The 24,552-nt window shown below is 68.4% G+C and carries 23 protein-coding genes; 16 read left to right on the top strand and 7 right to left on the bottom strand.

The genetic code is table 11. The annotated features are described in order from the left end of the window. Positions 1–72 precede the first annotated feature (72 nt). Complete coding sequence (locus VLK31_RS23530; protein ID WP_409170873.1) at positions 73–846, top strand: LuxR C-terminal-related transcriptional regulator; 774 nt, start codon at positions 73–75, stop codon at positions 844–846. A gap of 11 nt (positions 847–857) precedes the next feature. Continuing rightward, positions 858–2,744 carry a 7TM diverse intracellular signaling domain-containing protein gene (locus VLK31_RS23535; RefSeq protein WP_409170874.1) on the top strand — a complete coding sequence of 629 codons (1,887 nt, stop codon included), beginning with the start codon at positions 858–860 and terminating at the stop codon, positions 2,742–2,744. Here VLK31_RS23535 and VLK31_RS23540 read toward each other — a convergent pair. Then, positions 2,719–4,662 (bottom strand): hypothetical protein, encoded by a 1,944-nt coding sequence (locus VLK31_RS23540; protein WP_409170875.1) that lies wholly within the window; start codon positions 4,660–4,662, stop codon positions 2,719–2,721. The genes VLK31_RS23535 and VLK31_RS23540 overlap by 26 nt on opposite strands. 87 nt (positions 4,663–4,749) lie before the next feature. Then, positions 4,750–5,658, bottom strand: a complete 909-nt coding sequence (locus tag VLK31_RS23545) for a LysR family transcriptional regulator (RefSeq protein WP_409170876.1) — start codon at positions 5,656–5,658, stop codon at positions 4,750–4,752. A gap of 179 nt (positions 5,659–5,837) precedes the next feature. Between VLK31_RS23545 and VLK31_RS23550 the strand changes: the two genes are divergently transcribed. The 12 genes from VLK31_RS23550 (at position 5,838) to VLK31_RS23605 (ending at position 15,337) form a co-directional block, all read left to right on the top strand. Then, positions 5,838–6,557 carry a pirin family protein gene (locus tag VLK31_RS23550; RefSeq protein WP_409170877.1) on the top strand — a complete coding sequence of 240 codons (720 nt, stop codon included), beginning with the start codon at positions 5,838–5,840 and terminating at the stop codon, positions 6,555–6,557. A gap of 152 nt (positions 6,558–6,709) precedes the next feature. Further along, positions 6,710–7,363, top strand: coding sequence for a hydrolase (locus tag VLK31_RS23555; RefSeq protein ID WP_409170878.1), 654 nt, complete (start codon positions 6,710–6,712; stop codon positions 7,361–7,363). A gap of 16 nt (positions 7,364–7,379) precedes the next feature. Further along, positions 7,380–7,709, top strand: coding sequence for a DUF1427 family protein (locus tag VLK31_RS23560; RefSeq protein WP_409170945.1), 330 nt, complete (start codon positions 7,380–7,382; stop codon positions 7,707–7,709). A gap of 131 nt (positions 7,710–7,840) precedes the next feature. Then, positions 7,841–9,733, top strand: coding sequence for an amidohydrolase (locus tag VLK31_RS23565; RefSeq protein ID WP_409170879.1), 1,893 nt, complete (start codon positions 7,841–7,843; stop codon positions 9,731–9,733). Next, the gene (locus VLK31_RS23570; protein ID WP_409170880.1) at positions 9,733–10,134 is read left to right on the top strand and encodes a DoxX family protein; all 402 of its coding nucleotides are present in this window, start codon (positions 9,733–9,735) and stop codon (positions 10,132–10,134) included. The genes VLK31_RS23565 and VLK31_RS23570 overlap by 1 nt, the downstream gene beginning before the upstream one ends. Beyond that, on the top strand, positions 10,127–11,725 hold the full coding sequence (locus tag VLK31_RS23575; protein WP_409170881.1) for an MFS transporter: 1,599 nt from the start codon (positions 10,127–10,129) through the stop codon (positions 11,723–11,725). Before VLK31_RS23570 ends, VLK31_RS23575 begins: the two co-directional genes overlap by 8 nt. Positions 11,726–11,763: 38 nt before the next feature. Next, entirely contained in the window at positions 11,764–12,321 is a 558-nt protein-coding gene (locus VLK31_RS23580) for a Dps family protein (RefSeq protein WP_409170882.1), read from the top strand. A 53-nt stretch (positions 12,322–12,374) separates the two neighbouring features. Then, positions 12,375–13,196: an alpha/beta fold hydrolase gene (locus VLK31_RS23585; RefSeq protein WP_409170883.1), complete on the top strand. Its 822-nt coding sequence runs from the start codon at positions 12,375–12,377 to the stop codon at positions 13,194–13,196. 8 nt (positions 13,197–13,204) lie between these two features. After that, on the top strand, positions 13,205–13,879 hold the full coding sequence (locus VLK31_RS23590) for an AraC family transcriptional regulator (RefSeq protein ID WP_409170884.1): 675 nt from the start codon (positions 13,205–13,207) through the stop codon (positions 13,877–13,879). Between the two features lie 169 nt (positions 13,880–14,048). Beyond that, entirely contained in the window at positions 14,049–14,303 is a 255-nt protein-coding gene (locus VLK31_RS23595; RefSeq protein ID WP_409170885.1) for a hypothetical protein, read from the top strand. Between the two features lie 60 nt (positions 14,304–14,363). Then, positions 14,364–14,708 carry a GNAT family N-acetyltransferase gene (locus VLK31_RS23600; RefSeq protein WP_409170886.1) on the top strand — a complete coding sequence of 115 codons (345 nt, stop codon included), beginning with the start codon at positions 14,364–14,366 and terminating at the stop codon, positions 14,706–14,708. A 14-nt stretch (positions 14,709–14,722) separates the two neighbouring features. Continuing rightward, entirely contained in the window at positions 14,723–15,337 is a 615-nt protein-coding gene (locus VLK31_RS23605; RefSeq protein WP_409170887.1) for an antibiotic biosynthesis monooxygenase, read from the top strand. On the opposite strand, the gene VLK31_RS23610 is transcribed toward VLK31_RS23605, so the two are convergent. Then, a complete protein-coding gene (locus VLK31_RS23610) occupies positions 15,328–16,065 on the bottom strand; it encodes a YoaK family protein (protein WP_409170888.1) in 738 nt (245 codons plus the stop codon). The two genes, VLK31_RS23605 and VLK31_RS23610, sit on opposite strands and share 10 nt — an antisense overlap. Positions 16,066–16,282: 217 nt before the next feature. Then, the gene (locus VLK31_RS23615) at positions 16,283–17,347 is read right to left on the bottom strand and encodes a S1C family serine protease (RefSeq protein ID WP_409170889.1); all 1,065 of its coding nucleotides are present in this window, start codon (positions 17,345–17,347) and stop codon (positions 16,283–16,285) included. Between the two features lie 228 nt (positions 17,348–17,575). Between VLK31_RS23615 and VLK31_RS23620 the strand changes: the two genes are divergently transcribed. Further along, entirely contained in the window at positions 17,576–19,021 is a 1,446-nt protein-coding gene (locus VLK31_RS23620; RefSeq protein WP_409170890.1) for a catalase, read from the top strand. A gap of 69 nt (positions 19,022–19,090) precedes the next feature. Here VLK31_RS23620 and VLK31_RS23625 read toward each other — a convergent pair whose 3' ends face one another. After that, a complete protein-coding gene (locus tag VLK31_RS23625) occupies positions 19,091–20,626 on the bottom strand; it encodes a diguanylate cyclase (protein WP_409170891.1) in 1,536 nt (511 codons plus the stop codon). Between the two features lie 217 nt (positions 20,627–20,843). Here VLK31_RS23625 and VLK31_RS23630 point away from each other — a divergent pair, with 217 nt between their 5' ends. Then, on the top strand, positions 20,844–21,905 hold the full coding sequence (locus VLK31_RS23630; protein WP_409170892.1) for a helix-turn-helix transcriptional regulator: 1,062 nt from the start codon (positions 20,844–20,846) through the stop codon (positions 21,903–21,905). A 9-nt stretch (positions 21,906–21,914) separates the two neighbouring features. Here the strand turns inward: VLK31_RS23630 and VLK31_RS23635 are convergent, their stop codons facing one another. Together VLK31_RS23635 and VLK31_RS23640 are read right to left on the bottom strand one after the other, a co-directional pair. After that, positions 21,915–23,516, bottom strand: a complete 1,602-nt coding sequence (locus VLK31_RS23635; protein ID WP_409170893.1) for an amidase — start codon at positions 23,514–23,516, stop codon at positions 21,915–21,917. Further along, a complete protein-coding gene (locus tag VLK31_RS23640) occupies positions 23,516–24,532 on the bottom strand; it encodes a Bug family tripartite tricarboxylate transporter substrate binding protein (protein ID WP_409170894.1) in 1,017 nt (338 codons plus the stop codon). Before VLK31_RS23640 ends, VLK31_RS23635 begins: the two co-directional genes overlap by 1 nt. Positions 24,533–24,552: the final 20 nt, after the last annotated feature.

Here is a 24,552-nt window from a genome sequence, read left to right on the forward strand (position 1 = left end):
ACGCGGGTGGGGCTTGCCAAGCTCGCTGGCGCTCGACCGCGCGCCCGATCCGACTCCCTGAAGCCCAACCGCATGAACCCCGCCCTGGACCAAGACCCCGAACCGTCCACCCCCGCCGCGCACGCCGCTGCCACCCCCGCGCCCGCCCCCGCCCACGCGCCCGCTCACGCCCCCGCCGCAGACTGGCGCGAACCCCTGCTCCCCGCCCCGGTGCTCATCGTCGAAGACGAGCCCTTGATGCAGCGCCGCATCCACACGCTGCTCACCCAGTTCGGCTACGAGGCCGACGCGCTGGTGTTCGCCGGCACCTTCGCGCAGGCGCAGGCCTGCATCGCCGCGCAGCCGCATGCGCTGGCGCTGGTCGACATCGAGCTGCCCGACGGCAACGGCGTGTCGCTGATCGAGCAACTGCGCGCCGACGATCCGGGGCTGAGCATTCTGGTGATCTCGGCGTGGAGCACGGAGGACGTGATCCTTACCGCGCTGCGCGCCGGCGCCACCGGCTATGTGCTGAAGGAGCGCGACGACATCGAGCTGTCGCTGGCCATTCGCAGCGTGCTGCGCGGCGGCGCGCCCATCGACCCGTTCATTGCCAGCCGTATCCTCGAGCTGCTGCACTCGCCGGTGAGCACGCCGGGCCATGTGGATGCGGGTGTGCTCAGCCCGCGCGAGGGCGAAATTCTTCAGCTCGTGTCGCAGGGCATGACCAACCGCGAGATCGCGCAGGAGCTGTTCCTGTCCAAGCACACCGTCGAATGCCACATCAAGCACATCTACCAGAAGCTCGCGGTGTCCTCGCGCACCAAGGCGGTTTTTGCAGCGCGCTCGCGTGGCTTGCTTGCCTGATTTTTCTGGTCGTGGCGCCCGCCGCATGGGGCCAGTCGTGCGAGCCGCGGATCGAGCGGGTTGCCGCGGCGCAGGCGCTGCCTGACGGGGGCCGGCCGGCTGAAGACAAGTGGGAGCCGGTGACGCTGCCCGACCTGTGGTCGACGCGCTGGCCCGATCACGACGGCGCGGCCTGGTACCGCATCGACTGGCGTCGCGGCTGCGGCGGCACCTCGGCACCCGCGGGCGAGCAAGCGCGCCAGCAAGCGCGCCAGCAAGCGGGCGAACAAGCGGGCCAGGGCGAACCGCTCGCGCTGGCCATCGACTACCTCAACATGGCCGGCGCGGTGTTCGTCAACAACGACCTGCTGTGGACCGACCGCAACCTGGCCGAGCCGCTCAGCCGCAGCTGGAACATGCCGCGCTACCTGATCGTGCCGCCTTCGGTGCTGCGGCCCGATGTCAATACGGTGTTCATCAAGGTGGTGGGCAACCGCCTGGACGGCGCGGGCCTGGGGCGGGTGCAGATCGGCTCGGTGGCGGTGGTGGAGCCGCTGTACAGCCACCAGGTGCTGCTGCGCCGCACGCTGCCCGGGGTCAACCTGGTGATCTCCATGACGCTGGGCTGTTTCTTTCTGGTGCTGTGGCTCATGCGGCGCAGCGAGCGCTCGTACGGCTGGTACGCCCTCACGTCGTTCGCGTGGCTGATGTTCGCAAGCAATGCGGTGGCCGCCACGCCGTGGCCTTTCTCGACCAGCGAAGGCTGGTCGCGCTGGCTCATGGTGGCGCTGCTGGTGTACAGCTGCGCGTTCTGCATCTTCCTGTGCCGCTTTGGCGGCCAGCGCTTTGCGCGGGCAGAGGCGGTGCTGTGGATCTCAGCCGGCCTGGCCGCGGCGGCGGTGGTGTTCGTCGGGCGCGACGGGCTCGCCACCGTGCTGGCCGTGGTGTTTTTCGGCTGCGTGCTGCTGTTCATGGGCTCGTGCCTGCGCTTCATTGCGCGTGCGCTGCGCACGCGCCAGCCGGAGCACCTGCTGCTGGCGGTCTGCGTGCTCAGCTTTGTGGTGGCGGGCGTGCACGACGTGCTGATGGTGATGCGCGTGCTGCCCGACGGCCTGGCCTACACCACCGTGTCGGCGCCGCTGATCATGGTGGGCATGTCGGCCATTCTGGCGTGGAGCTTCACGCGCAACCTGCGGCGCATCGAGCGCTTCAACGTCGAGCTTGAAGAGCGCGTGGCCCTCACGCGCGACGAGCTCACCCAGACGCTGAAGCGCGAGCACACGCTGGAGCTGACCAATGTGCGCCTGGGCGAAAGGCTGCAGCTGGCGCACGACCTGCACGACGGCCTGGGCGGCTCGCTGGTGCGCTCCATTGCGCTGGTGGAGCAGTCGGCCCACGCGCTGGAGTCCAACCAGTACCTGTCGATGTTCAAGTCGCTGCGCGACGACTTGCGCCAGGTGATCGACAGCAGCTCCAGCGCGTCGGCGCGCATGGCGGCCACGCCGGCCGAATGGATTGCGCCGATTCGGCATCGCTTCAACCGCATCTTCGAAGAGCTGAACGTGGCGGGCCGTTGGCAGGTGCCGGCGCAGTGGCCCTGCGACATGTCGGCCAAGCAGCTGCTGGGGCTCACGCGGTTTCTGGAAGAGGCGCTCACCAACGTCATCAAGCACAGCCGGGCGCGCAGCTTCGAGGTGACCTTGCTGAAGCTGGCGGACGACCAGTTCAGCCTGTCGATAGAGGACGACGGCGTGGGCTTCGACGTGCCGCTGGTCGCAAGTGCGGTGGCCGGCATCGGCCTGCGCAGCATGCATGCGCGCATCGTGCGCATCGGCGGCACGCTGAACATCGCGTCCTCGCCCGGGCAGACCCGGCTCGAGGCGCGCGTGCCCCTCATGTCGACGGAAGCAGCGGGCTGAGGGCGGCGGCCGGCACGGGCACGGGCAAGGGCACGGGCAGAAGGAGGCACAGGCTGGTTTCGCCGGGCCGTGAACGCAGGCTGAGCGTGCCGCCCAACGCGGCGGCGCGCGCATGCATGTTGGCCAGGCCCTTGCCGGCGAACCGGGCCTGCGCGTCGAAGCCGCGGCCGTTGTCGCGCAGCGTGACTTCGATGGTGTCGACCGGCGGGCTGTGTGTGCCGTCGGGGCTGTCTGCCAGGTCCACGCCGCCGGCCGCCACCAGCCTCGCGCGCAGATGGGCCTGGCTCGCCGCCGAGTGGGCCAGCATGTTGGCGAAGGCCTCGAACAGCAGCATCTGCATCTGGTGCGACTCGCGCACGCTCCAGCCCGTCATGGTGGGCAGGTCGCTCACGTCCCAGTGCAGGTCGATGGCGGCGGCCTGCAGACGCGGCCCCAGGCGGTAGCGCACGCTGCCAAGGGCGGAGGCCACGTCGCCCTCGCAGCCGTGCATGGCGTCCACGGTGAGCTTGAGCTGGTCGACCGCGTCGCGCAGGTGCAGCGTGACATCGCCCAGCGCCATGCCCGGCTGCTGGGTCATGCGCAGCAGCCCCACCAGCTGGCCGCCCAGGCCGTCGTGCAGGTCTTGCGTGAGGCGCTGGCGTTCTTCGAGCGCGCCGCGGGCTTTTTCTCCCTCGCGCTCGCGGGCGAAAACGGCCTCCAGCGCGGCATTGCGCTCGGCAAGCTCGGCCTCCAGCGACGCATTCATCTGCGCCATGGCGCGGCCGTCTTTGCGCATGCGCTCTGCAATCACCCAGGCCAGCGAGACCGCGAAGCCGACCCAGGCAAAGCGGATCCACGGCACCATCGCGTAGGCCTGCGGCGACGTGCGCACCACCCACACGTCGCGCACCGCGCACACCACGATCAGCAACACGGCCAGGCCCAGCAAGCGGTGCTCCAGCACCGTGCTGCGCCACGCCACGCGCAACACCACCACCGCCATGGCCAGCGCGGCCAGCAGGCTCAGGCCTTGCCACAGCGGCATCAGCCACAGCCAGGGCATGCCGATGCCCAGCGCGGCCGTCACCGGCGCCAGCCAGGCCATCAGGCCCAGCAGGCGCCCCAGGCGGCTGTTGCCTTGCCCCACCACGGCCAGCGCAAAGCGGCACAGCAGCGGCACCGCCGCCTGAAAGGCCGCCAGCGGCAGCACGCCCCACCACGGCCAGGGCAGCGGCGCATGCGTGAACAGCACGCGGGCCGTCTGCAACGACCAGCACAGCTCGCCCACGCCGTAGTACAGGTATATGGCTTCGCGCTGGCGCACCCACACCATCAAGGAGAGCGCGCCCAGCACGCCGCTCACGATGGCAATGAAGCGCCCGCCGCTCACCTGCCAGAACTCCGCGCTTTCGTAGACCGGAAGCACCTCGGCCTCGGTGCCCGCCACCACCGGGGAGAGCCCGCCCTGGCGCCCGGCCTGCGCGGCAATGACCACTTCCACGTGCTGAGGCGCGGCCGAGCCCGGTGCGGGCAGCACGATGTACTGCGGCGCGAACGAGGCATCGTCGTAGGGGCCGGGCGGCATGGCGCCGAAGCGCGCCACCTCGTGGCCGTTCACCGTCACCCGAAAGCTGTTGCCGATGCGCGGCACGAACAGCGCCAGGGGCTCGCTGGGGTGCGCCACCGGCAGATCGAACGCGAAGCGCGCCTCGCCATCGACCGCGCCCTGGCGCTGGTCCCAGTGGTAGGGGAGGGAGACTGTCTGCGGCGCCGATGCAGCGTCAGGGGCCTGAACAGTGGCCTGCCCGTGCAGGGCCAGCGTGAGCTGCGCCTGCTCCACCACGGTGAGCGCGCGCGCAGGCAGGCTCCACCCGAGTCCCAGGACCGCGAGTACCAGCAGCAGGCGGCGCCAGAGCGGCGCTTTGGAAGGTCGACCCATGACGCGGGCAACTTTAGCAACAATTCTTTGCACATTCGGTGTTTGTCGCCACGGTCCGTTGCCTTGGTGCTCCGTGGCCCCGTTGCCTTACATCGACCGCGGCAACAGCGCCGGCACCAACGGCCGGTTCAATTGCTTCACCCACCACTGCAGCGCCTGCCCCATGGTTCCGGTCTTCCACGCCAGCCAGAAGGCCTCGGGCGCGCGCGGCTCCTCGGTCTGCAGCTCGACCAGCGTGCCGCGCGCCAGCTCGCCCTCTATGCATGCGCGCGGCAAAAAGCCGTGCCCCAGCCCGGCCACCTGGCACGCCACCTTCGCGGCCATGGAGGGCACCGCAATGCGCGGCTGGCCCGCCAGCAGGCCCACGGTGCGGTCAGACAAAGTGCGCGCGCTGTCGCTCACCACGATGGCGTTGTGCTCCAGCAGGTCGCCGCGCTGCAGCGGGTACGTCACTCGTGAAAGCGCATGCGTGGGCGCGACGCAGAAAGCGAAGTCCAGGCTGCCCACCATCAAGGCCTGGTAGCCGCCGCCCGCGGGCCCTTCACTCGCGGCAATGACCACGTCGGCGCGCCCCTCGCGCAGTGCCTCCCAGCTGCCGGTGAGCGCCTCGCAGCCGATGCGCAGCCGCGTGCCGCAGCGCAGTTCTTCAAAGGCGCGCACATCGTCGATGAGCGCGGCCGTGGGAATGAGCGAGTCGTGCACCAGCCGCAGCTCCGACTCGAAGCCGGTCGCAATCTGCCGCATGCGCGACTCCAGGTCGCTGGCCGCGCCCAGCAGCCAGCGCCCCTCCTTCAGCATTTCCGCGCCGGCCGGCGTGAGCGACACGCGCGGCCCGTTGCGCTCGAACAGCTGCATGCCCAGCTGCTCTTCGAGCTTGCCCACCGCATACGAGATGGTGGAGGGCACCTTGTTCAGGCGCGCGGCGGCGGCTGCGAACGAGCCGTGGCGGTCGATGGCGTCGACCACCTCGATGGCCTCCAGGCTGAGCTTGAGCATGCGGCGTTCCTCGCAAAAAATGCCGGTCGAATCTATGTTCGAAAAATTCGATCATAGACGGCAAAAGGTTTCGCCAACAGGCCCTGTCTGAAGTTCGATGATTCATCCCATGCCTCGGAAATGACTTCCGAGACGAATTGTGAATTCAATCGAATTCAAACACTGCCAAGGAGTGAATCATGTTGGAAATTCGCAGCGCCACCGACCGCGGCATCGCAGACTTCGGTTGGCTCAAGTCCCGCCACACCTTCTCGTTCGGCCACTACCACGACCCCGAGCAAGAAGGCTTCTCCGACCTGCTGGTGATCAACGACGACCGCGTGGCGCCCGGCCGCGGCTTTGGCACCCACCCGCACCGCGACATGGAGATCTTTTCTTACGTGCTGGAAGGCGCGCTGGAGCACAAGGACTCGATGGGCACCGGCTCGGTCATTCGCCCCGGCGACGTGCAGATGATGAGCGCGGGCACCGGCGTGCGCCACAGCGAGTTCAACTCGTCGGCCACCGACGCGCTGCACTTTCTGCAGATCTGGATCGTGCCGAGCAAGAAGGGCGTGGCACCGCGCTACCAGCAGGTGCACTTCACGCCGCAAGAAAAGCGCGGCCGTCTGCGCCTGATCATTTCGCCCGAAGGCACCGACGGCTCGCTCGCGGTGCATCAGGACGCTCGCGTTTATGCCGGGCTGTTCGACGGCGCGGAGCAGGCCTCGCTCACGCTCGATGCCGGGCGCCATGCCTATGTGCACGTGGCCCGCGGCAGCGTGGCGCTGAACGGCCAGCGCCTGAACGAAGGCGACGGCGTGCGGCTGCGCGACGTGCGCCAGCTCGACCTGAGCGGCGGCGAAGGCGCCGAGGTGCTGGTGTTCGACCTGCGCCCCAACGAGCTGCCCGCGTTCTGAGCCGTGCGACGCAAATGTCCAAACGGCCTCATTAATCGACAAGACACGCACCCTTGCTGAGACGAGGATGCGGCCCACGGGTTTGCCCCTCCCTTTTTCTCTTTTTTCTCTTTCTTTTTTCTCTCTCTCATCCACCCCTTACGGAGTCATTCATGTCCATCAAAGCCACCCCCACCGCCGGCGCCAAGTTGCTCACCCCCAAGGACCACACGCTGGTGATGATCGACTTTCAGTCGCAGATGGCCTTTGCCACGCATTCGATCGAAGCCATCACGCTGCGCAACAACGCCGCGCTGGTGGCCAATGCCGCCGCCGGCTTCGGCGTGCCGACCATCCTCACCACCGTGGCCGAGAAGAGTTTTTCGGGCCCGATGTTCAGCGAAATCAGCGACGCGTTTCCGGGCCAGAAAATGCTCGACCGCACCTCGATGAACACCTGGGAAGACGCTGCCGTCATCAACCGCATCAACGAAATCGGCAACAAGCGCATCGTGCTGTCGGGCCTGTGGACCGGCGTGTGCATCGTGGGCCCGGCGCTGTCGGCCATCGACCAGGGTTTTGAAGTGTTCGTGCTGGCCGACGCCTGCGGCGACGTGTCCGCCGAGGCGCACAACCGCGCGATGGACCGCATGGTGCAGGCCGGCGCGCAACCCATGACCTCGCTGCAGTACCTGCTGGAAATGCAGCGCGACTGGGCCCGCACGGACACCTACGAAATGACCACCGGCATCGCCAAAAAGTTTGGCGGCGCCTACGGCCTGGGCGTGACCTACGCCAAGGCCATGTTCGGCGCGCACGAAGGCTGAGGCCGCGGTGACCAAGATGAAGCCCTATGTTCTGTCGCTTGCGCTCGGCCTGCTGGTCGGCGTGATCTACGCACTGTTTCAGGTGCGCTCGCCGGCCCCGCCGGTCATCGCCCTGGTGGGGCTTCTGGGGATTCTGCTCGGCGAGCAGATCCCGCCGCTCATCAAGAGCGTGCTCAAGCCCGACGCCGTGGCCACCTCGTGGCTGCAGCACCAGGTCAAGCCGCATGTGTTCGGCGAGCTGCCGCAGTGCAAGAAGGCAGCCTCGGCGGCTTCGGCGGCCTCGGCTGCTTCGGTCGCATCCGCTGCCGTGGCTGCCACTGACGCCAAGCCGCAAAAGCGGACATGAGCGACGCGCTCGACGAACAACGCCGACGGCTGTGCCTGGGCACGCTCGGCGCCGCTGTAACCACAGTAGGCGCTGTTGCCGGCTCGGCCACTGCGCCTTCTTTCGCCCAACAAGTTCAAAGGACACCCGACATGGCCGGCTCCACCGCCCCCGACCTGATCCTGCACAACGGCCGCTTCACCACGCTGGACCGCGCCAACCCCACGGCCAGCGCCGTGGCCATCAAGGACGGGCGCTTTCTGCGCGTGGGCCGCGGTGAAGACCTGCTGCCGCTGGCCGGCAGCACCACCCGCGTGGTCGACCTCCAAGGCAAGAGCGTGCTGCCCGGGCTGATCGACAACCACCTGCACATCATTCGCGGCGGGCTCAACTACAACCTGGAGCTGCGCTGGGACGGCGTGCGCAGCCTGGCCGATGCCATGGGCATGCTCAAGCGCCAGGTGGCCATCACGCCGGCGCCGCAGTGGGTGCGCGTGGTGGGCGGTTTCACCGAGCACCAGTTCGCCGAAAAGCGCCTGCCGACCATCGAAGAGCTCAATGCGGTCGCGCCCGACACGCCGGTGTTCATCCTGCATCTGTACGACCGCGCACTGCTCAACGGCGCCGCCATGCGTGCCGTGGGCTACACCAGGGACACGCCCGCGCCCCCGGGCGGGGAGATCGTGCGCGACAGCGCCGGCAACCCCACGGGCCTGCTGCTGGCCAAGCCCAATGCGTCCATCCTGTATGCCACGCTGGCCAAGGGCCCCAAGCTGCCGCTGGACTACCAGGTCAACTCCACGCGCCACTTCATGCGCGACCTGAACCGCCTGGGCGTGACCGGCGCCATCGACGCGGGCGGCGGCTTTCAGAACTACCCGGAGGACTACCAGGTCATTCAGCAACTGGCCGACGCCGGCCAGCTCACCATTCGCCTGGCCTACAACCTGTTCACGCAAAAGCCCAAGCAGGAAAAGCAGGACTTTCTGAACTGGACCGCCACCTCCAAATACAAGCAAGGCGACGACTACTTTCGCCACAACGGCGCGGGCGAAATGCTGGTGTTCTCGGCCGCCGACTTCGAAGACTTTCGCCAGCCGCGCCCCGACATGGCGCCCGAGATGGAAGGCGAGCTGGAAGAGGTGGTGCGCGTGCTGGCGCAGAACCGCTGGCCCTGGCGCCTGCATGCCACGTATGACGAAACCATCGAGCGCGCGCTCGACGTGTTCGAAAAGGTCAACCAGGACACACCGCTGGCCGGGCTGAACTGGTTCTTCGACCACTGCGAAACCATCTCCGAAAAGTCGATCGACCGCATCGCGGCGCTGGGCGGCGGCATTGCGGTGCAGCACCGCATGGCCTACCAGGGCGAGTACTTCGTGGAGCGCTACGGCGCCGGCGCGGCCGAGGCCACGCCGCCCGTCAAGCGCATGCTGGAGAAGGGCGTGAACGTGTCCGCCGGCACCGACGCCACGCGTGTGGCTTCCTACAACCCGTGGGTGTCGCTGTCGTGGCTGGTCACGGGCAAGACCGTGGGCGGCATGCAGCTCACGCCGCAGCGCAACTGCATCGACCGCGAGACGGCGCTGCGCATGTGGACAGAAAAAGTGACCTGGTTCTCCAACGAGGTCGGCAAGAAGGGCCGCATCGAGGCCGGCCAACTGGCCGACCTGGTGGTGCCCGACCGCGACTTCTTCGGCTGCGCCGAATCCGACATTGCCGACACCACCGCGCTGCTGACCATGGTGGGCGGCAAGGTGGTGTACGGTGCCGGCCCGTTCACCGCGCTGGACGAAGGCACGCCGCCCGCGGCCATGCCCGACTGGTCGCCCGCGCGCACCTTCGGGGGCTACGGCGGCTGGGCCGATACGGCCGAAGGTGCCCCCATGCAGAAGGTGTTGCGCAACGCGGCCGCCGCCTGCGCCTGCGCCAACGACTGCAACGTGCACGGCCACCAGCACGCCACCGCGTGGAGCAGCAAGCTGCCCATTGCCGACCTGAAGAGCTTCTGGGGCGCGCTGGGTTGCGCCTGCTGGGCGGTGTGATGGCGCACTGGAAACCGTCACCCGTGCTGCGCTGGGTTGCGCTGCTGCTGCTGTGCGCGGCCTACCTGCAGGGCGGCCTGAACAAGGCGATGGACTTCGGCTCGGCCATTGCGGAGATGAACCACTTCGGTGTGTCACCCGCGGCGCCGATGGCCGCGGCCGTCATCGCGCTGGAGCTGGGCGCATCGGCGCTCATCCTCATCGGCTTCTACCGCTGGCTGGGCGCGTTGGCGCTGGCCGCGTTCACGCTGTTCGCTACCTTCGTGGCGCTGCGCTTCTGGCAGATGCCGGTGGGGCAAGAGCGCTTCATGGCCGCCAACTCGTTCTTCGAACACCTGGGGCTGGTCGGCGGCTTTTTGCTGGTGGCCTGGCACGACCTGCAAGGGCGCAAGAATGACTGAGGCCGCAACCACCGCCGGCAGTGCCAAAAGCGCGGGCAGCTTCGCGCCGCTTCGCCAGCCCGTCTTTGCAGTGCTGTGGGCGGCCACCGTGCTGGGCAACATCGGCAGCTTCATGCGCGACGTGGCCAGCTCCTGGCTGGTGACCGACCTGTCGGCCAGCCCCACGGCGGTGGCGCTGATTCAAACGGCGGCCACGCTGCCGATTTTTCTGCTGGCCATTCCGGCGGGCGTGCTGTCGGACATTCTGGACCGCAGGCGCTTTCTGATCTTTGTGCAGCTGATGCTGGCCAGCGTGAGCGGCACGCTGCTGGTGCTGTCGCACATGGGCTCGCTCACCGTCGAGTACCTGATTGCGCTGACCTTCGTGGGCGGCATCGGCGCGGCGCTGATGGGGCCGACCTGGCAGTCGATCGTGCCGGAGCTGGTGCCGCGCTCGGACCTGAAGAGCGCGGTGGCGCTCAACTCGCTGGGCATCAACATCGCGCGCTCCATCGGGCCCGCGGCGGGCGGGCTGATTCTGGCGAGCTTTGGTGCGGCCATGACCTACGGCGCCGACGTGCTGAGCTATGTGTTCGTCATTGCGGCGCTGCTGTGGTGGAAGCGCCCGGCGGCCGTGGACAGCGGCTTGTCGGAGAACTTTCTGGGCGCCTTCCGTGCTGGCCTGCGTTACACGCGCGCCAGCAAGGAGCTGCACCGCGTGATGCTGCGTGCGGCCGTGTTCTTCCTGTTCGCAAGCTCCGTGTGGGCGCTGCTGCCGTTGGTGGCGCGCCAGATGCTGGGCGGCACCGCCGGCTTCTACGGCGTGCTGCTGGGCGCGGTGGGCGCGGGCGCCATTGCCGGTGCGCTGGTCATGCCGCGGCTGCGGCAGCGGCTGGATGCCGACGGCCTGGTGCTGCTGGCCTCGGTGATCACCGCCGGCGTGATGGGTGCGCTGGTGTTCGCGCCGCCCAAGTGGCTGGCCATCGTGCTGCTGTTGCTGCTGGGCCTGGGCTGGATCATTGCGCTCACCACGCTCAACGGCGTGGCGCAGGCCATCTTGCCGAACTGGGTGCGCGGTCGCGGCCTGGCCGTGTACCTCACCGTGTTCAACGGCGCCATGGCGGCGGGCAGCCTGGGCTGGGGTTTGATTGCGCAAGAAATTGGCGTGCCTTACACGCTGGTGGCCGGCGCCGTCGGCCTGCTGATCGTGGCCTTGCTGTTCCACCGTGCACGCCTGCCCACCGGCGAGTCGGACCTGCAGGCCTCCAACCATTGGCCCGAGCCGCTGGTGGCCGAACCCATTGCGCACGACCGGGGCCCCGTGATGATTCAGGTCGAGTACCGCATCCGCAAGGAAGACCGCCCGGCCTTTCTGAGCGCCATGAAGCGGCTGTCTTTGGAGCGCCGCCGCGACGGTGCCTACGCCTGGGGCGTGACCGAGCACACCGGGGACGCCGAGCGCGTGATGGAGTGGTTCCTTGTCGAATCGTGGGCGGAGCATTTGCGCCAGCACCACCGCGTGTCGCATGCCGACGCCGACCTCCAGAGCGAGGCCGTGCGCTTTCACATCGGGCCTGACAAGCCGGTGGTGCATCACTTTCTTTCCCTCTGACGACCGACGGCATTCAGCCAACACACAAGGAACCCCTCATGGCCACTTCAAAGACCTCCAAGCCAGCCAAGACCGTCAAGGCCCTGGCCGACAGCACCAAGGCGCGCCGCGTCGCGTCGCTGCACACCCCCAGCGACCTGGGCGCGGACGCCACGCGCGACATTTCCGCCGCGCTCAACGTGCTGCTGGCCGACGTGTTCGCGCTGTACTTCAAGACCAAGAACTTCCACTGGCACATGTCGGGCCCGTCGTTCCGCGACTACCACCTGCTGCTGGACGAGCAGGCCGACCAGATCTTTGCCACGGTCGACCCCATTGCCGAGCGCGTGCGCAAGGTGGGCGGCACCACGCTGCGCTCCACCGGCCATGCCGCGCGCCTGCAGCGCCTGTCGGACAACGATGCCGACTTCGTGACCCCCCTGGGCATGCTGGCCGAACTGCGCGAAGACAACCAGCGCCTGGCCGGCTTCATGCGCGCCACGCACGCGGTGTGCGACGAGTACAACGACGTGGCCACGGCCAGCTTGCTGGAGAACTGGATCGACGAGGCCGAGCGGCGCACGTGGTTCCTGTTCGAGTCGGTGCGCCAGAGCTGAGCGCCGGCGCTGTTCCTTTTTTTACCCTTCACGCGATCCCAACAGGAAACACCATGGCAACCCTCACCCTGCGCGACGGCACCGAGCTCTACTACAAGGACTGGGGCTCGGGCCAGCCCATTCTGTTCAGCCACGGCTGGCCGCTGAGCGCCGACATGTGGGACGCGCAAATGCTGTTCTTCGCCGAGCGCGGCTACCGCACCATCGCCTTCGACCGCCGCGGCTTCGGCCGGTCGAGCCAGCCCTGGACCGGCTACGACTACGACACCTTCGCCGACGACATCGCAGAGCTGATCGACAAGCTCGACCTGAAGAACGTGGTGCTGGCGGGCTTCTCGATGGGTGGCGGCGACGTGGCGCGATACATCGCACGCAAGGGCACCGCGCGCGTGGCCAAGCTGGCGCTCATCAGCGCGGTAACGCCGCTGTTCGTGAAAACGGCGGACCACCCGGCGGGCCCCGACGCCTCGCTGTTCGCGGGCATCCGTGCCGGCCTGGTGGCCGACCGCCCGCAGTTTCTGGACGACTTCAGCACGCTGTTCTACGGCACCAACCGCCCCGGCGCCAAGGTGTCGCAGGGCGTGTTCAAGCAGACGCTGCAGATTGCGCTGCAGGCGTCCATCAAGGCCACCATCGACTGCGTGACCGCGTTCTCCGAAACCGACTTCCGCCCCGACATGGCCAAGATCACCGTGCCCACGCTGGTGATTCATGGCGACGACGACCAGGTGGTGCCCATCGAGGCCACCGGCAAGCTCGCGGCCGAGATGATCAAGGGCAGCCAGTTCAAGGTGTACGCCGGCGCCCCGCACGCCACCTGCGCCACGCACGCCGACCAGGTGAACGCCGACCTGCTGGCGTTCATTCAGGGCTGAACGCTCCGGTGACGAGCGAGAAGGGCGCGAGCATCAAGACAAACCAGCAGGGCGCTTACGGCGACCTGCTGGGACGCTGCTTCGAGCTGCCGTGCGCGCCCGCGCTCGTCATGTGGCCGGCGCCCGCGCAAGCCGTGTTCGATCCACCAGCCGTGTTCGATGCGCCGGCCATGTTCGCCGTCACGCGCATCACCTGCCTGCCGGGCCAGCTGGGCATGAAGCTGGAGATTCCGGCCGAAGACGCCTTTCTTGTCACGCTGCACCTGGTGGCCATGCGCCACCACGAAACCTGGGTGCGCGGGCGGCCCGCCGTGGTGCGCGGCTATGCGCCGGGCGCGCTCAGCATCGTCGACCTGCGCGACGAGGTGGCAAGCTACCTGGGCACGCCGCTGGACGCGCTGCATTTCTATGTGCCGCATGCGCTGGTGCGCGCCGTGGCGCGGGCGCAGGGCATGGCGCGCGTGAACGGCATTGCGTGCATGCCCGGTTTGGTCGACCCGGTGATGTGCAGCCTGGGCGCCGCCGTGCTGGCCCTGCTGGAACGGCCCCAGCGCAGCAGTGCGCGGGCGCAGCGGCATTTGGCGCTGGCCATCTGCGCGCACCTGGTCGACAGCTTCAAGACGACGACGGGCGCGGTGGCGCCCGGGCTGCGGGCAAGCGCGTACCGGTCGGCGCTGCATTGACTGCAATGCTTGGACGATGGCACCTTGCAGCCCAGGCTTTTCCGCAGCGGAAGAATCGAAGATGATGATGCCCAAGGCCTGCCGGCGACCGTGCACGGGCCTTGCAAGGCAGTTCATCCCTGCGCTCATCCCAGCCGCTCGAATCTGCCGCTCGTCCCACTTCTTATCCATGCCGCTCAACTATCTTTGCACCATCGAAGCTTCGCAGCTTCCGCTTGAAACCATCAACAACTTCGAGATCAGGCACATTGCCAAGCTCGCGGCGGTGGGGCTTGTGCAGGCCGAGATCAAGCCGGACTTCATGAGCGGGCATGCGCGCGGGCCGCACTCGGCGACGGTGCTGTCCATCACCAAAGCCGGTCGCGTAAAAATTGCGCAGCTCAGGCTCGGCTTTCAAGAGACGGTTCCCGGCAGCCTCACGTGAGGCCACCCGAAAGTGCGCGACGGCGGGGTGTTCGAAAAATCCACTCAACTTGAAGAATCCATGACGAGTTCCTCCACCCCCACTCCTTCACCTGCTCCCTCGGCCCCCACGCAGGTGCACGACAACCCCGCCAAGCATCGCTTCGAGTACCTCGCGCAAGGCGAACGCGCGGTCGCCATCTATTCGCTCGAAGGCAAGGTCATCACCTTCATCCACACGCTGGTGCCCGAGGCGCTGCAAGGCCAGGGCATTGCCAAGCTGTTGGTGCTGGCCGGCCTGGCCTCGGCGCGCGAGCGCGGGCTGCTGGTGGTGCCGCAGTGCCCCGTGTTCAACGCCTACATGCGCGCCCACCCCGAAACGCACGACCTGCTGTCCGACGAAGGCCGCAAGCTGCTCGGGCTCTGAGGCGCTTGCCGCACATGACCACCGACGACCGCCAGCCCGGCCTGCGCAACGCCACGCTCGACCAGATTGCCGGGCGCGCGCTGCCGGGCGGCGAGACCGTCACCGCCGTGATTCAGCAGGCGGTGAAGCGCGAGCGCGTGGCCGACTACGAGCAGTGGCTCAAGAAGGTGGTGCCCATCGCCTCGCGCTTTCCGGGGCACCGCGGGGTCAACGTCATTCATCCGGCCGCGGGCGGGCTGCAGTACACGGTCACCATCCGCTTCGATTCGTTGGCGCATGCGCAGGACTGGTTCGCGTCGGACGCTCGCCGGCAACTGGTCGAAGAGGTTGCGCCGCTGCTGGACGCCGACGAAAAGGTGGAAACGCGCAGCGGCCTGGAGTTCTGGTTCCATCCGCCCGCGGGACAGCCGCCGGCCAAGCGCTACAAGCAGTTCCTGCTGACGGTGTCGGTGATCTACCCGCTGACCATCGCGGTGCCGGCGCTGCTGCACCGTGTGCTGGCACCGGTGCCGGTGGTGTCCAACTACTGGCTGGAGCACCTGGTCGCCTCGGTGGCGATCGTCGGGCTGATGGTGTACGTGGTGATGCCCAGGTACACGCGGCTGATGGCGCGCTGGCTCTACAAGTGAGGCGCGGCTGAGGGGCTGGGCACAGGCGTGACCGGTGCAGGCGCTGCCGGGTCGCCCTCATGCGTGCTGCGCTGGAGCAGCACGCCGCAGGCCGCCAGCACCGGCGGCACGGCAAAGCACCACATGTCCCAGCGCGCGTAGATGAGCGCCGCTGCCGCGCAGCCGGCGGCAAACCATGCCACCGCGGCCGCCATGCGCCGCATGCGCGCGCGGGTGGCGGCGGCTTCGTCGGGTGCCTGGCCGCCGCGCAACAGGTCGGCCAGGTCAACCATCACCTGCGTGGTGGTGCCGGTCATGAGCGTGGTGGGCGGCGCGCTGCCCAGGTGCAGCCGGTGCACCGCGTTCTGGATGGCCATGGCCGACACCAGCACCAGCCCGGCCAGCATGGCCATGGCGCTGTCGCCGTCGGCAAACGGGCCGAAGTGGATGGCCAGTGCACCGCCCACCAGCAGCAGCACGGTCTTGATCACCAGCATCGTGCGCATCACCGGCAGGCCCATGCCGGGCAGGCCGTAGCTCAGCAGCCGCGCCAGCACCACCACCACGCAGAACACCGGCAGCGCCAGCAGCTTGGTGAGCGCCCCCGAGCTGCCGTGCACCAGCGCCGCGCCAATGGTCACGAAGTTGCCCGTCACATGCGCGGTGAACAGGCCGTGCAGCGCCAGAAAGCCCGCGGTGTCGACGAAGCCGCCGTTGAGGCTCATGAGTTGGGGCAGGGTGGGTTTCATCAGATGGCCTTTGCGTGGGAACGACGAGGAGACGGAAGCGCTCGGTGTGAATGGTGCGCCTTGGCGCCGCTGCGGTCTTGTCGGGTTGGCGTGTGCTTTGCACATTCGCAATGACATGCTCGTACACACACCCGATGCACCGGGCCCTTGGGGGCAATCGCCGACGGTCGCCAGCAGCAGGCCGCGAAGCGGCTTCGCTGGAACGAACGGACCGGTCCTAGCGCACGCTCAGCTTTGTTCGCTCTCCACTGGTGGCGTTGACCAGTTGCACGTCATCGCCGTCCTTCACGGTGTAGTAGCAGAGGCGGCTCCAGCTGGGGGAATTGAACGTTGCGCACATGGTGTCGTCCCGCACCTCCCAAGATCCCGATGCGGACGACTTGGCGTTCTTTGCATAGATGCGGCCGGATGAAAACGTCAACTCGACGGTGCCGAACGTCGCCGGATTGCGCGGATGTCGATATGTCCACGTCTTGCCGAGCAGCATCAACGTCTCCAGGTGCAGCCTGGGCAGCCCCGGCGCGGGCGTGCTGGTCGGCTTGGTGTACGCCGCCAAGGCGAGGCGGCCCCGCTCGGGCAGGTCGTGGATCCAGTCGGCTGGTCGCGCGAAGTTGAGGTTCTGAGCCGTGCCGGTGATGCCCGACGTAGTGATGCCCACCAGGCGGCCTTCCTCGTCGAACAGGCCGCCGCCGCTGGACCGGGGCGAGATCGGCGCGGAAATCTGGATGTACTCGACCGCGCCGTTGCCATTTCGGCGCAGGGCCGATACCAGGCCGTCGCTCATGGTTTGTTCCAGCGAGCGGGGGGTGCCTATGGTGTAGATCTTCTGCCCCACCCGCAGCGTGGCGACGGACGCCATCGTGACCGCGGGGGCCGTGAAATTGGCGACCCTGATCGAACACAGGTCGCGCTCCGTGTCGGGATATTCAAGCTGGGCCTGGAACGTCACGTTCTCGTGTTTCACCAGGATCGCCCCGGCTTTCGCGAGTACGTGGCAGTTCGTGACCAGCCTTTGCTGCTCGATCACGACACCCGTGCCTGTGCTCAGGGGCTTGCCCTGTGCATCCAGCGTGCTGACCACCCAGATCGAAGGGGAAGCGCGTCGGAACAGCTCCTCTGCCGACATGGCGCGGCAGACCGTCGGCGCGCTGGCGAGGATGCTCAACCCGAGTACGGCCCAGGTCGCGGTACCGCGGGCAGCGGCCGCGCTGCGCGCACCGGTTGCAGCAAGAGGCGCGCGCGGGTCTGGATTGCTCTCCACTTTGAAGAAGCGACGACTCATGATTTTGATGGCGGTTTGCGAAGAGCGCAAAAAAGTGGCAGCTACGGTTCAGGCGGGCGCAGTTGAAACTAGTTGCGGATGCTTACCGCATGCTGACCAAGCCATAGCGTTCGCGCGGTACCGCGCGGATGCATTCAACCCGCACGACTCTTCTTCAAGACGCACCGCCCGGGGCACGGTAAATATCGCTGGACACATTCACCCCGATTCATCGACCAAAGACCCCCCATGCCCCCCGAAAGCAGCAGGCCGCCCACCTTGACCACCGTGGGCGGCGCGCCCGTGGCGGACAGCCAGCACTCGATCACGGCCGGCCCGCGCGGGCCGATCCTGCTGCAGGACTACCAGATGACCGAGAAGCTCGCCTACCTGGCGCGCGAGCGCATTCCCGAGCGCGTGCTGCATGCCAAGGGCGCGGCCGCGTTCGGCACGCTGCGCATCACCGGCGACATTGCGCGCCATACGCGGGCGCTCTTCTTGCAGCCGGGCTGCGTCACGCCGGTGCTGGTGCGCTTCTCCGGCCTCACGGGCGAGCGCGGCTGCGCGGACGCGGAGCGCGACATGCGCGGCTTCGCCCTGAAGGCCTACACGCAGGAAGGCAACTGGGACCTGGTGGGCAGCCACCTGCCGGTGGCCTGCATCCGCGATCCGCAGAAGTTTCCGGACTTGGTGCGCGCGCTGAAGCGCCACCCGGTGAGCCACCTGCGCTCGCCCACCGCCATCTGGGATTTCTGGTCGCTCTCGCCGGAGAGCATTCACCAGATCGTGATGCTGTTCTCCGACCGCGGGCTGCCCGCCGGCTACCGCCACATGCACGGCTACGGCGTGCATGCCTTCGGGCTGCTGAACGAGGCGGACGAGCGGGTGTGGGTAAAGTTTCATTTCCGCACGCGCCAGGGCATTCGCTGCCTCACCGACGCGCAGGCGCGCGACACCATCGCCCACGACCGCGAGAGCGCGCAGCGCGACCTGTTCGAGGCCATCGAGCGCGGGGAGCATCCGCGCTGGCAAATGCATGTGCAGCTGATGACCGACGCGCAGGCGCAGGCGATGCCGTTCAATGCCTTCGACCCCACCAAGGTGTGGCCGCAGGACGCGTTTCCGCTGCTGGCGCTGGGCGAGCTCACGCTCGACGCCAACCCCGACAACTACTTTGCGCAGGTGGAGCAGGCCACCTTCAACCCGGCGTGCATGGTGCCGGGCCTGTGCGTGTCGCCCGACAAGCTGCTGCAGGGCCGCCTGCTGGCGTATGCCGACGCGCAGCGCTACCGCGTGGGCACGCACCATGCGGCGCTGCCGGTGAACCGCCCGCGCTCGCCGGTGCACACGTACCACGCCGACGGCGCGATGCGGCTGAATGTGCCGCCGCGCACCGACGCCTACTACGAGCCCAACTCCTTCGGTGGACCGCGCCCCGACCGCCGGCATGCGGAGCCGGCGCTGCCGCTGGACGGCGACGCCATGCGCTTCGACGACCGCCAGGGGCTGGGCGACTACGTGCAGGCGACGGCGCTGTACCGCCACATGAACGACGGCGAGCGTGCTCGGCTGGCGGGCCATCTGGCGGCGTCGATGGCCGGCGTGCCGCCGGGCATTCAGCAGCGGCAGCTGGCGCACTTCAGGCTGGTGGACGCCGCGCTGGGCGATGGCGTGGAGGCCGCGCTGCAGGGGTAGGCAACACGGCGCGTTGGGGCTCCGCTGCGCCGTGCCCCGCCGCGCCGTACCCCGCCGCGCCGTGCCGGCTCAGCTCATGGAGCAGTTGCGCCCGGCCGCCTTGGCCCTGTACAGGGCGCGATCGGCCGTTTCGATGAGCTCCAGCTCCCAGCCCTGCGACTGGCTGCCCTGCAGCGTGGCAACGCCGGCGCTGGCCGTTACGCGTGCGTGCGGGCTGGCGCGGTGCGGAATGTTCAGCGCATGAATGTGCTGCAGCAGCAGGTCGGCCACATTGCGCGCGCCTTGCAGGTCGGTGTTGGGCAGGATCACCGCCAGCTCTTCGCCGCCGTAGCGCGCCACCAGGTCGCCGGGGCGCTTGGCGCGCCGCTGCAGGGCGTCGCTCACGGCCTTCAGGCAGCGGTCGCCCGCCACGTGGCCGTAGGTGTCGTTGAAGCGCTTGAAGTAGTCCAGGTCGAACAGCAGCAGCGACAGGGCCGTGCCTTCGCGTGCCGCCCGGCGGGCTTCCACCGACAGCGCCTCGTCAAAGCTGCGCCGGTTGGCCAGGCCGGTGAGCGAGTCTTGCGTGGCCTGCACTTCCAGCCGGCGGTTGGCCCGCAGCAAGTCTTCGCGCAGGGCCAGCAATGACGCCTCGGCAACAACGCGGCGCTTGATGTTGACGATCAGCCGCCGGCCCACGGCCGCTACGGCGGCCAGCAAGGCGATCACCACGCCCAGCGTGACCAGCGCATCGTGCCGCCAGGCCGAGAGCGCCTCGTTCTTGCCCAGCGCCACGGTGGTCACCACCGGATACTGGTCGCTCTTGCGAAAGGCATACAGGCGCTGCGTGCCGTCCAGGCTGGAGCGGAAAGACGCGGTGCCCGACGCGGTGTCGGCAAACTGGCGCACCAGGCTGGAAGACTTCGACAGGTCGCGCCCCGTGTCCTGATCGCGGAACGGGTAACGCACCAGCAGCTGCCCACCTGTGCTGGCCAGGCTGATGGCGCCGCTGCCGCCGATGTCGATCTTGCCGAACGGCCGCAGAAAATTCTCGATGCCCAGCGACACCACGGCCACCCCATTGAAACGGCCGTTGCCGTCTTCCACCCGCCGGCTCACCGTGATCACCCATTCGCCGCTGGCAGGGCTGCGAAGCGGCGCGCCGATGAAGATGTCGCGCGAGGGGTTGTCGCGGTGATGAACGAAGTACGGCGGCGCTGCATTGAAGGTGACGGTGCCTGTACTTGTGGCTGTGCCTGTGCCTGGAATCGAGGCATGCGCGCGGTTGGAGTCCATCAGCAAGGCCCCGTGGGCGTCGAGGATGGCCATGTCGCTGAGCTGGTTGAGCAGCTGCTCCTGGCGGCTTACCAGGGCCTGCACGCGCTGCAGGTGCTGCGGCGTCACACCGTCGGTTTCCACCCGCTCGGACACGCCCAGCAGCAGGATGGCGCTTTGCGTGAACACGCCTTCGGCGTAGGTGTTCAGCGCCTGGGCCAGGTTGAGGTTGTTGGTGTCGATTTCGGCGAGCGTGCGGCGGTACGCCTGCCAGACCTGCCAGGATGTGACCGCCGACACGGCCACCACCACTGCCAGCAGCAACAGCGTGGCAACGCGAACATCACGCTTCACGGGCGCGCACTCTCAAACGAACTGGTTCTCATGGTTCCCTGCGCCACCGGTCCCGCGCAGCGTCCAAGTGCGCTGCTCATCGCTGGGCAAAATCAGCCTCGGACTCTATCCGAATGCGCGGGCCCCATCGGGGAGAATCGCCGCCTTTGCGCATTGGCGCCCGAAATCCCTTCGACCCGCCTCGATGTCCAAAGACCGCACCCTGTCAGAACGCCTCATGTTGCCCCCCGAGCCGCCCACGCTCGCCCCCGGCATTGTTCACAGCAGTTTCAGCGTGCAGGGCGATGCCCGCCACAGCCTGCTGGCGTGGCAGGAGCGCATGAGCCCCGTGTATGACGTGCGCCCGGTGTCGGCGCGCCATCAGGAGGCGGCGTTCGGCGCCTCGTTCGCCCGTTACTCCATCGACGACGTGACCTTCTTCGACATGCGCACCGGCCCCAATGTGGCGGTGCGCTCGCTGGGGCGCGTGTCGACGCAGAGCGTGCGAGACATCTCGTTCAACCTGTTCCTGCAAGGTACGCCCGCCGAATTCAGCGGGCACGGGCGCGAACATCGGCCCGGCACGGTGCCCCTGCCCGGCGTGCCGAGCATCCTGGCGCTCGACATGGACCAGCCGAGCGTCATTCGCAGCTTCGAGGGGCGCATGCTGATGTTCTTCGTGCCGCGCGCGCTGGTGGAAAAGGTGTTTCCCGATGCCGCCTCGCTGCACGGGCGCCGGGTAGACGCCACCACGCCGCTCACGCGCATGCTGGTGGCGCACCTGGTGGCACTCAGCCGGCACATCGTGGGGCTGGGCCTGCAGGAGGCGGGCGCGTCGTTCGACACCACGGTGCGTTTGCTGGCTGCTGCTTTCAGCCAGGGGGCGGGGCTGTCGGGCGACGCCCGCGCGGCAGTGCGCGCGGCGGTGTACGGCCAGGTATGCCGCCATGTCGAGGCGCACCTGCACGACCCCGCGCTCTCGCCCGAGAGCGTGCTGCAGTCGCTCCACCTGTCGCGCGCCAGCGTGTACCGCCTGTTCGTGCACGACGGCGGGCTGGCTGCCTACATTCGCGCCCGCAGGCTGCGCATGGCGGCCGACGAGCTGGTGCGCTTTCCGCACCTGGCGGTGCAGGACATTGCAGCGGGGCTGGGGTTCAACAACGCGTCGAGCTTCACGCGGGCGTTTCGCCGGGCCTACGACATCGCGCCGCAGGAGCTGCATGCGTACGCGCCGTTGCTGCGGCGCGCGCATGCGCACGCGGGCATGCATGCGCTGTGGCCGGGGCACGGCGCCGGCTGAACGAGGCGCCTACACAGCTGAAGTGGCTGAAGTGGCGGAGGTGGCGGAGGTGGCGCAAGTGCTCCCAGGGCCGCCCCCGAACACCGGCGGTGTCTTCACGATCGACCGCAACGCGGGCTCGGCCGGGCGCAGCAAGGCCAGGTCGGGCCGCGGCCGGCGCAACTGCGCATGGGCCGCAAACGCCGCCTCCATGGCGCGCGCCGCGCCCAACACGCGGTGGTCGGTTCTGAAGCCGCCCACCACCTGCAGCCCGAACGGCATGCCCGCGTGGTCCAGCCCGCAGGGCAGCGTGATGGCCGGGTGTGTGGTGAGCGTGACCACATAGGTCAGCGCCAGCCAGCGGTAGTAGTTGGCCTGCGGCTCGCCGTTGATGTGGCTGGCGTACAGCTGCGTCCAGGGAAAGGGCGACACCGGCGTGGTGGGCGACAGCACCAGGTCGAAGTCGGCGAAGGTGGCCTGAAAGCGCTTGATGAGCCGCGTTTGCTCGGCCTGCGCCCAGGCGCTGTCGAGCAGGCTCATCTTGGCGCCCATTTCGTAGTTGGCGCGCGAGTTGGGGCCCAGGCTGGCCGGGTCGCGCTCGTAGGCGGCATGCATGCCGGCCACGAAGGCCTCGGCGCGCAGCACGTCGAAGCAGCGGTGCGCCTCGCCCATGTCGAACTCGACCTGGTCGCAGCGCTTGAACATGTGCCGCATGGCCGCTATCTTTTCGCGGAACGTGGCGCGGATGCCTTCGTCCACGGCGCAGGTGCCGAAGTCTTCCGTGTACGCCACGCGCAGCGTGGACAGGTCGACGTGGGCGGGCGCAAGAAAGGACAGCGGGTCCAGCGGGTAGCTCAGCGGGTCGCCCGCATGCATGCCGGCCGAGGCGGCCATTTGCAGGCAGGCGTCGTCCACGGTGCGGCCCATGGGGCCGACGACCGAAATGGGCGTCCAGCCCAGCGGTTTGCGCACGCTGGGCACGATGCCCGGCGACGGCCTGAAACCCACCACGCCGCACTTGGCGGCCGGAATGCGCAACGAGCCGCCGGTGTCGGAGCCGGTGCACACCGGCAGCATGTCGCAGGCCAGCGCGGCGGCCGAGCCGCCCGAGGAGCCGCCTGCGTTCAGGTTCGGGTTGAAGGGGTTGCCGGTGGCGCCCCACACCTCGTTGCGCGAGTTGGCGCCCGCGCCCATCTCCGGCACGTTGGTCTTGCCCGCCACGATGGCGCCCGCGCGGCGCAGGCGCGCCACCAGCTCGATGTCTTCGGTCGGCACGTGGTCGCGGTAGATGGCGCTGCCCCAGGTGGTGAGCAGGCCCTGTGTGGGTTCGAGGTCTTTCACGCCCAGCGGCAGGCCGTGCAGCAGGCCGAGCGCCTCACCGCGCATCACGGCGCTTTCCGCGGCCCTGGCCTCCGCGCGTGCGCGCTCGAAGCTGGTGGCGGTCACTGCATTGACGAAGGGGTTCACGCGCTCGATGCGCGCAATGCACGCTTCGAGCAGGTCGACCGGCGACAGGGCCTTGCTGCCGATGAGGCGGCGCAGCTCGACGGCGGATTTTTCGACGAGTTCGCTGCCCGCGTCGTGCGGGAGGGTGGTGCTGGGGGTCGTGGGGGGTGTCGTGGTGGGGTTCATCAGTCGGCAGTGATGTTGGCGCGCGCCGCCACGGCGCGCATCACGGGCAGTTCGCGGTTGATGAGTTCGCTGGCCGCCGCGGCGTTGCTGTAGGCCGGCTCCAGCCCCTGGGCGAGCAGCTTGGCGCGCGTGTCGGGGTCGGCAATGGTCACGGCCAGGGCCTTCTCCAGCTTGGCCTTCACGTCGGCGGGCAGGCCCTTGGGCGCGGCCAGCACCAGCCAGGTGTCCATGTCGATGCCGGGGTAGCCGCTCTCGGCCATGGTGGGCACGTTGGGCAGCAGCGCGGAGCGCTTGGCGGTGGTCAGCGCAATGGCCTTGATCTTGCCGTTCTTGAGCTGCGGAATGGCGGCGCTCACGGTGTCGATGCTGAAGGGAATCTGCCCGCCCATCAGGTCGGTCATGGCCGGCGCGCTGCCTTTGTACGGCACGTGTGTCATCTTCAGGCCCGCGGCATGCAGGATGCTTTCGCCCGCGAACTGCGCGGTGGTGCCGGTGCCGAAGGAGCCGTACGAATACTTGCCTGGCGCGGCCTTCACGTAGTCGATGAACTGCTGCACGGTCTGCACCGGCACATCGCTGTTGGCCAGCAGGATCAGGCCGGTGCGCCCGGCGATGCCGATGGGGTCGAAGCCCTTCACCGGGTCGTAGGGCAGGTTGGGGCGGATGGCGGGGTTCACGGTGAAGGTGGTGCCCGAGCTCACCAGCAGCGTGTAGCCGTCGGGCGCCGCCTTCGACACGTAGGCCGCGCCAATCACCGTGCCCGCGCCCGCGCGGTTTTCGATGACCACCGGCTGGCCCAGCTCTTTGCCGAGCCGCTGCGCGATGACGCGGCCGTTGACGTCGGTCGCGCCGCCGGGCGGGAACGGAATGACCAGCGTGATCGGCCGCGAGGGGTAGCCGGTTTCGGCGGCCTGCGTGGCGAGCGGCAGGGCGCCGAGGCCAAGGGCGCACAGCAGGGCCGTGCGGCCGATCAGTGGAATGCGCGAACGGTGCGAGAGACGCGAAAAGCGGTTCATCGGGACTCCTGGGTACGAAA

This window comes from Variovorax sp. H27-G14 (assembly GCF_046156345.1).
GTDB lineage: Bacteria > Pseudomonadota > Gammaproteobacteria > Burkholderiales > Burkholderiaceae_C > Variovorax.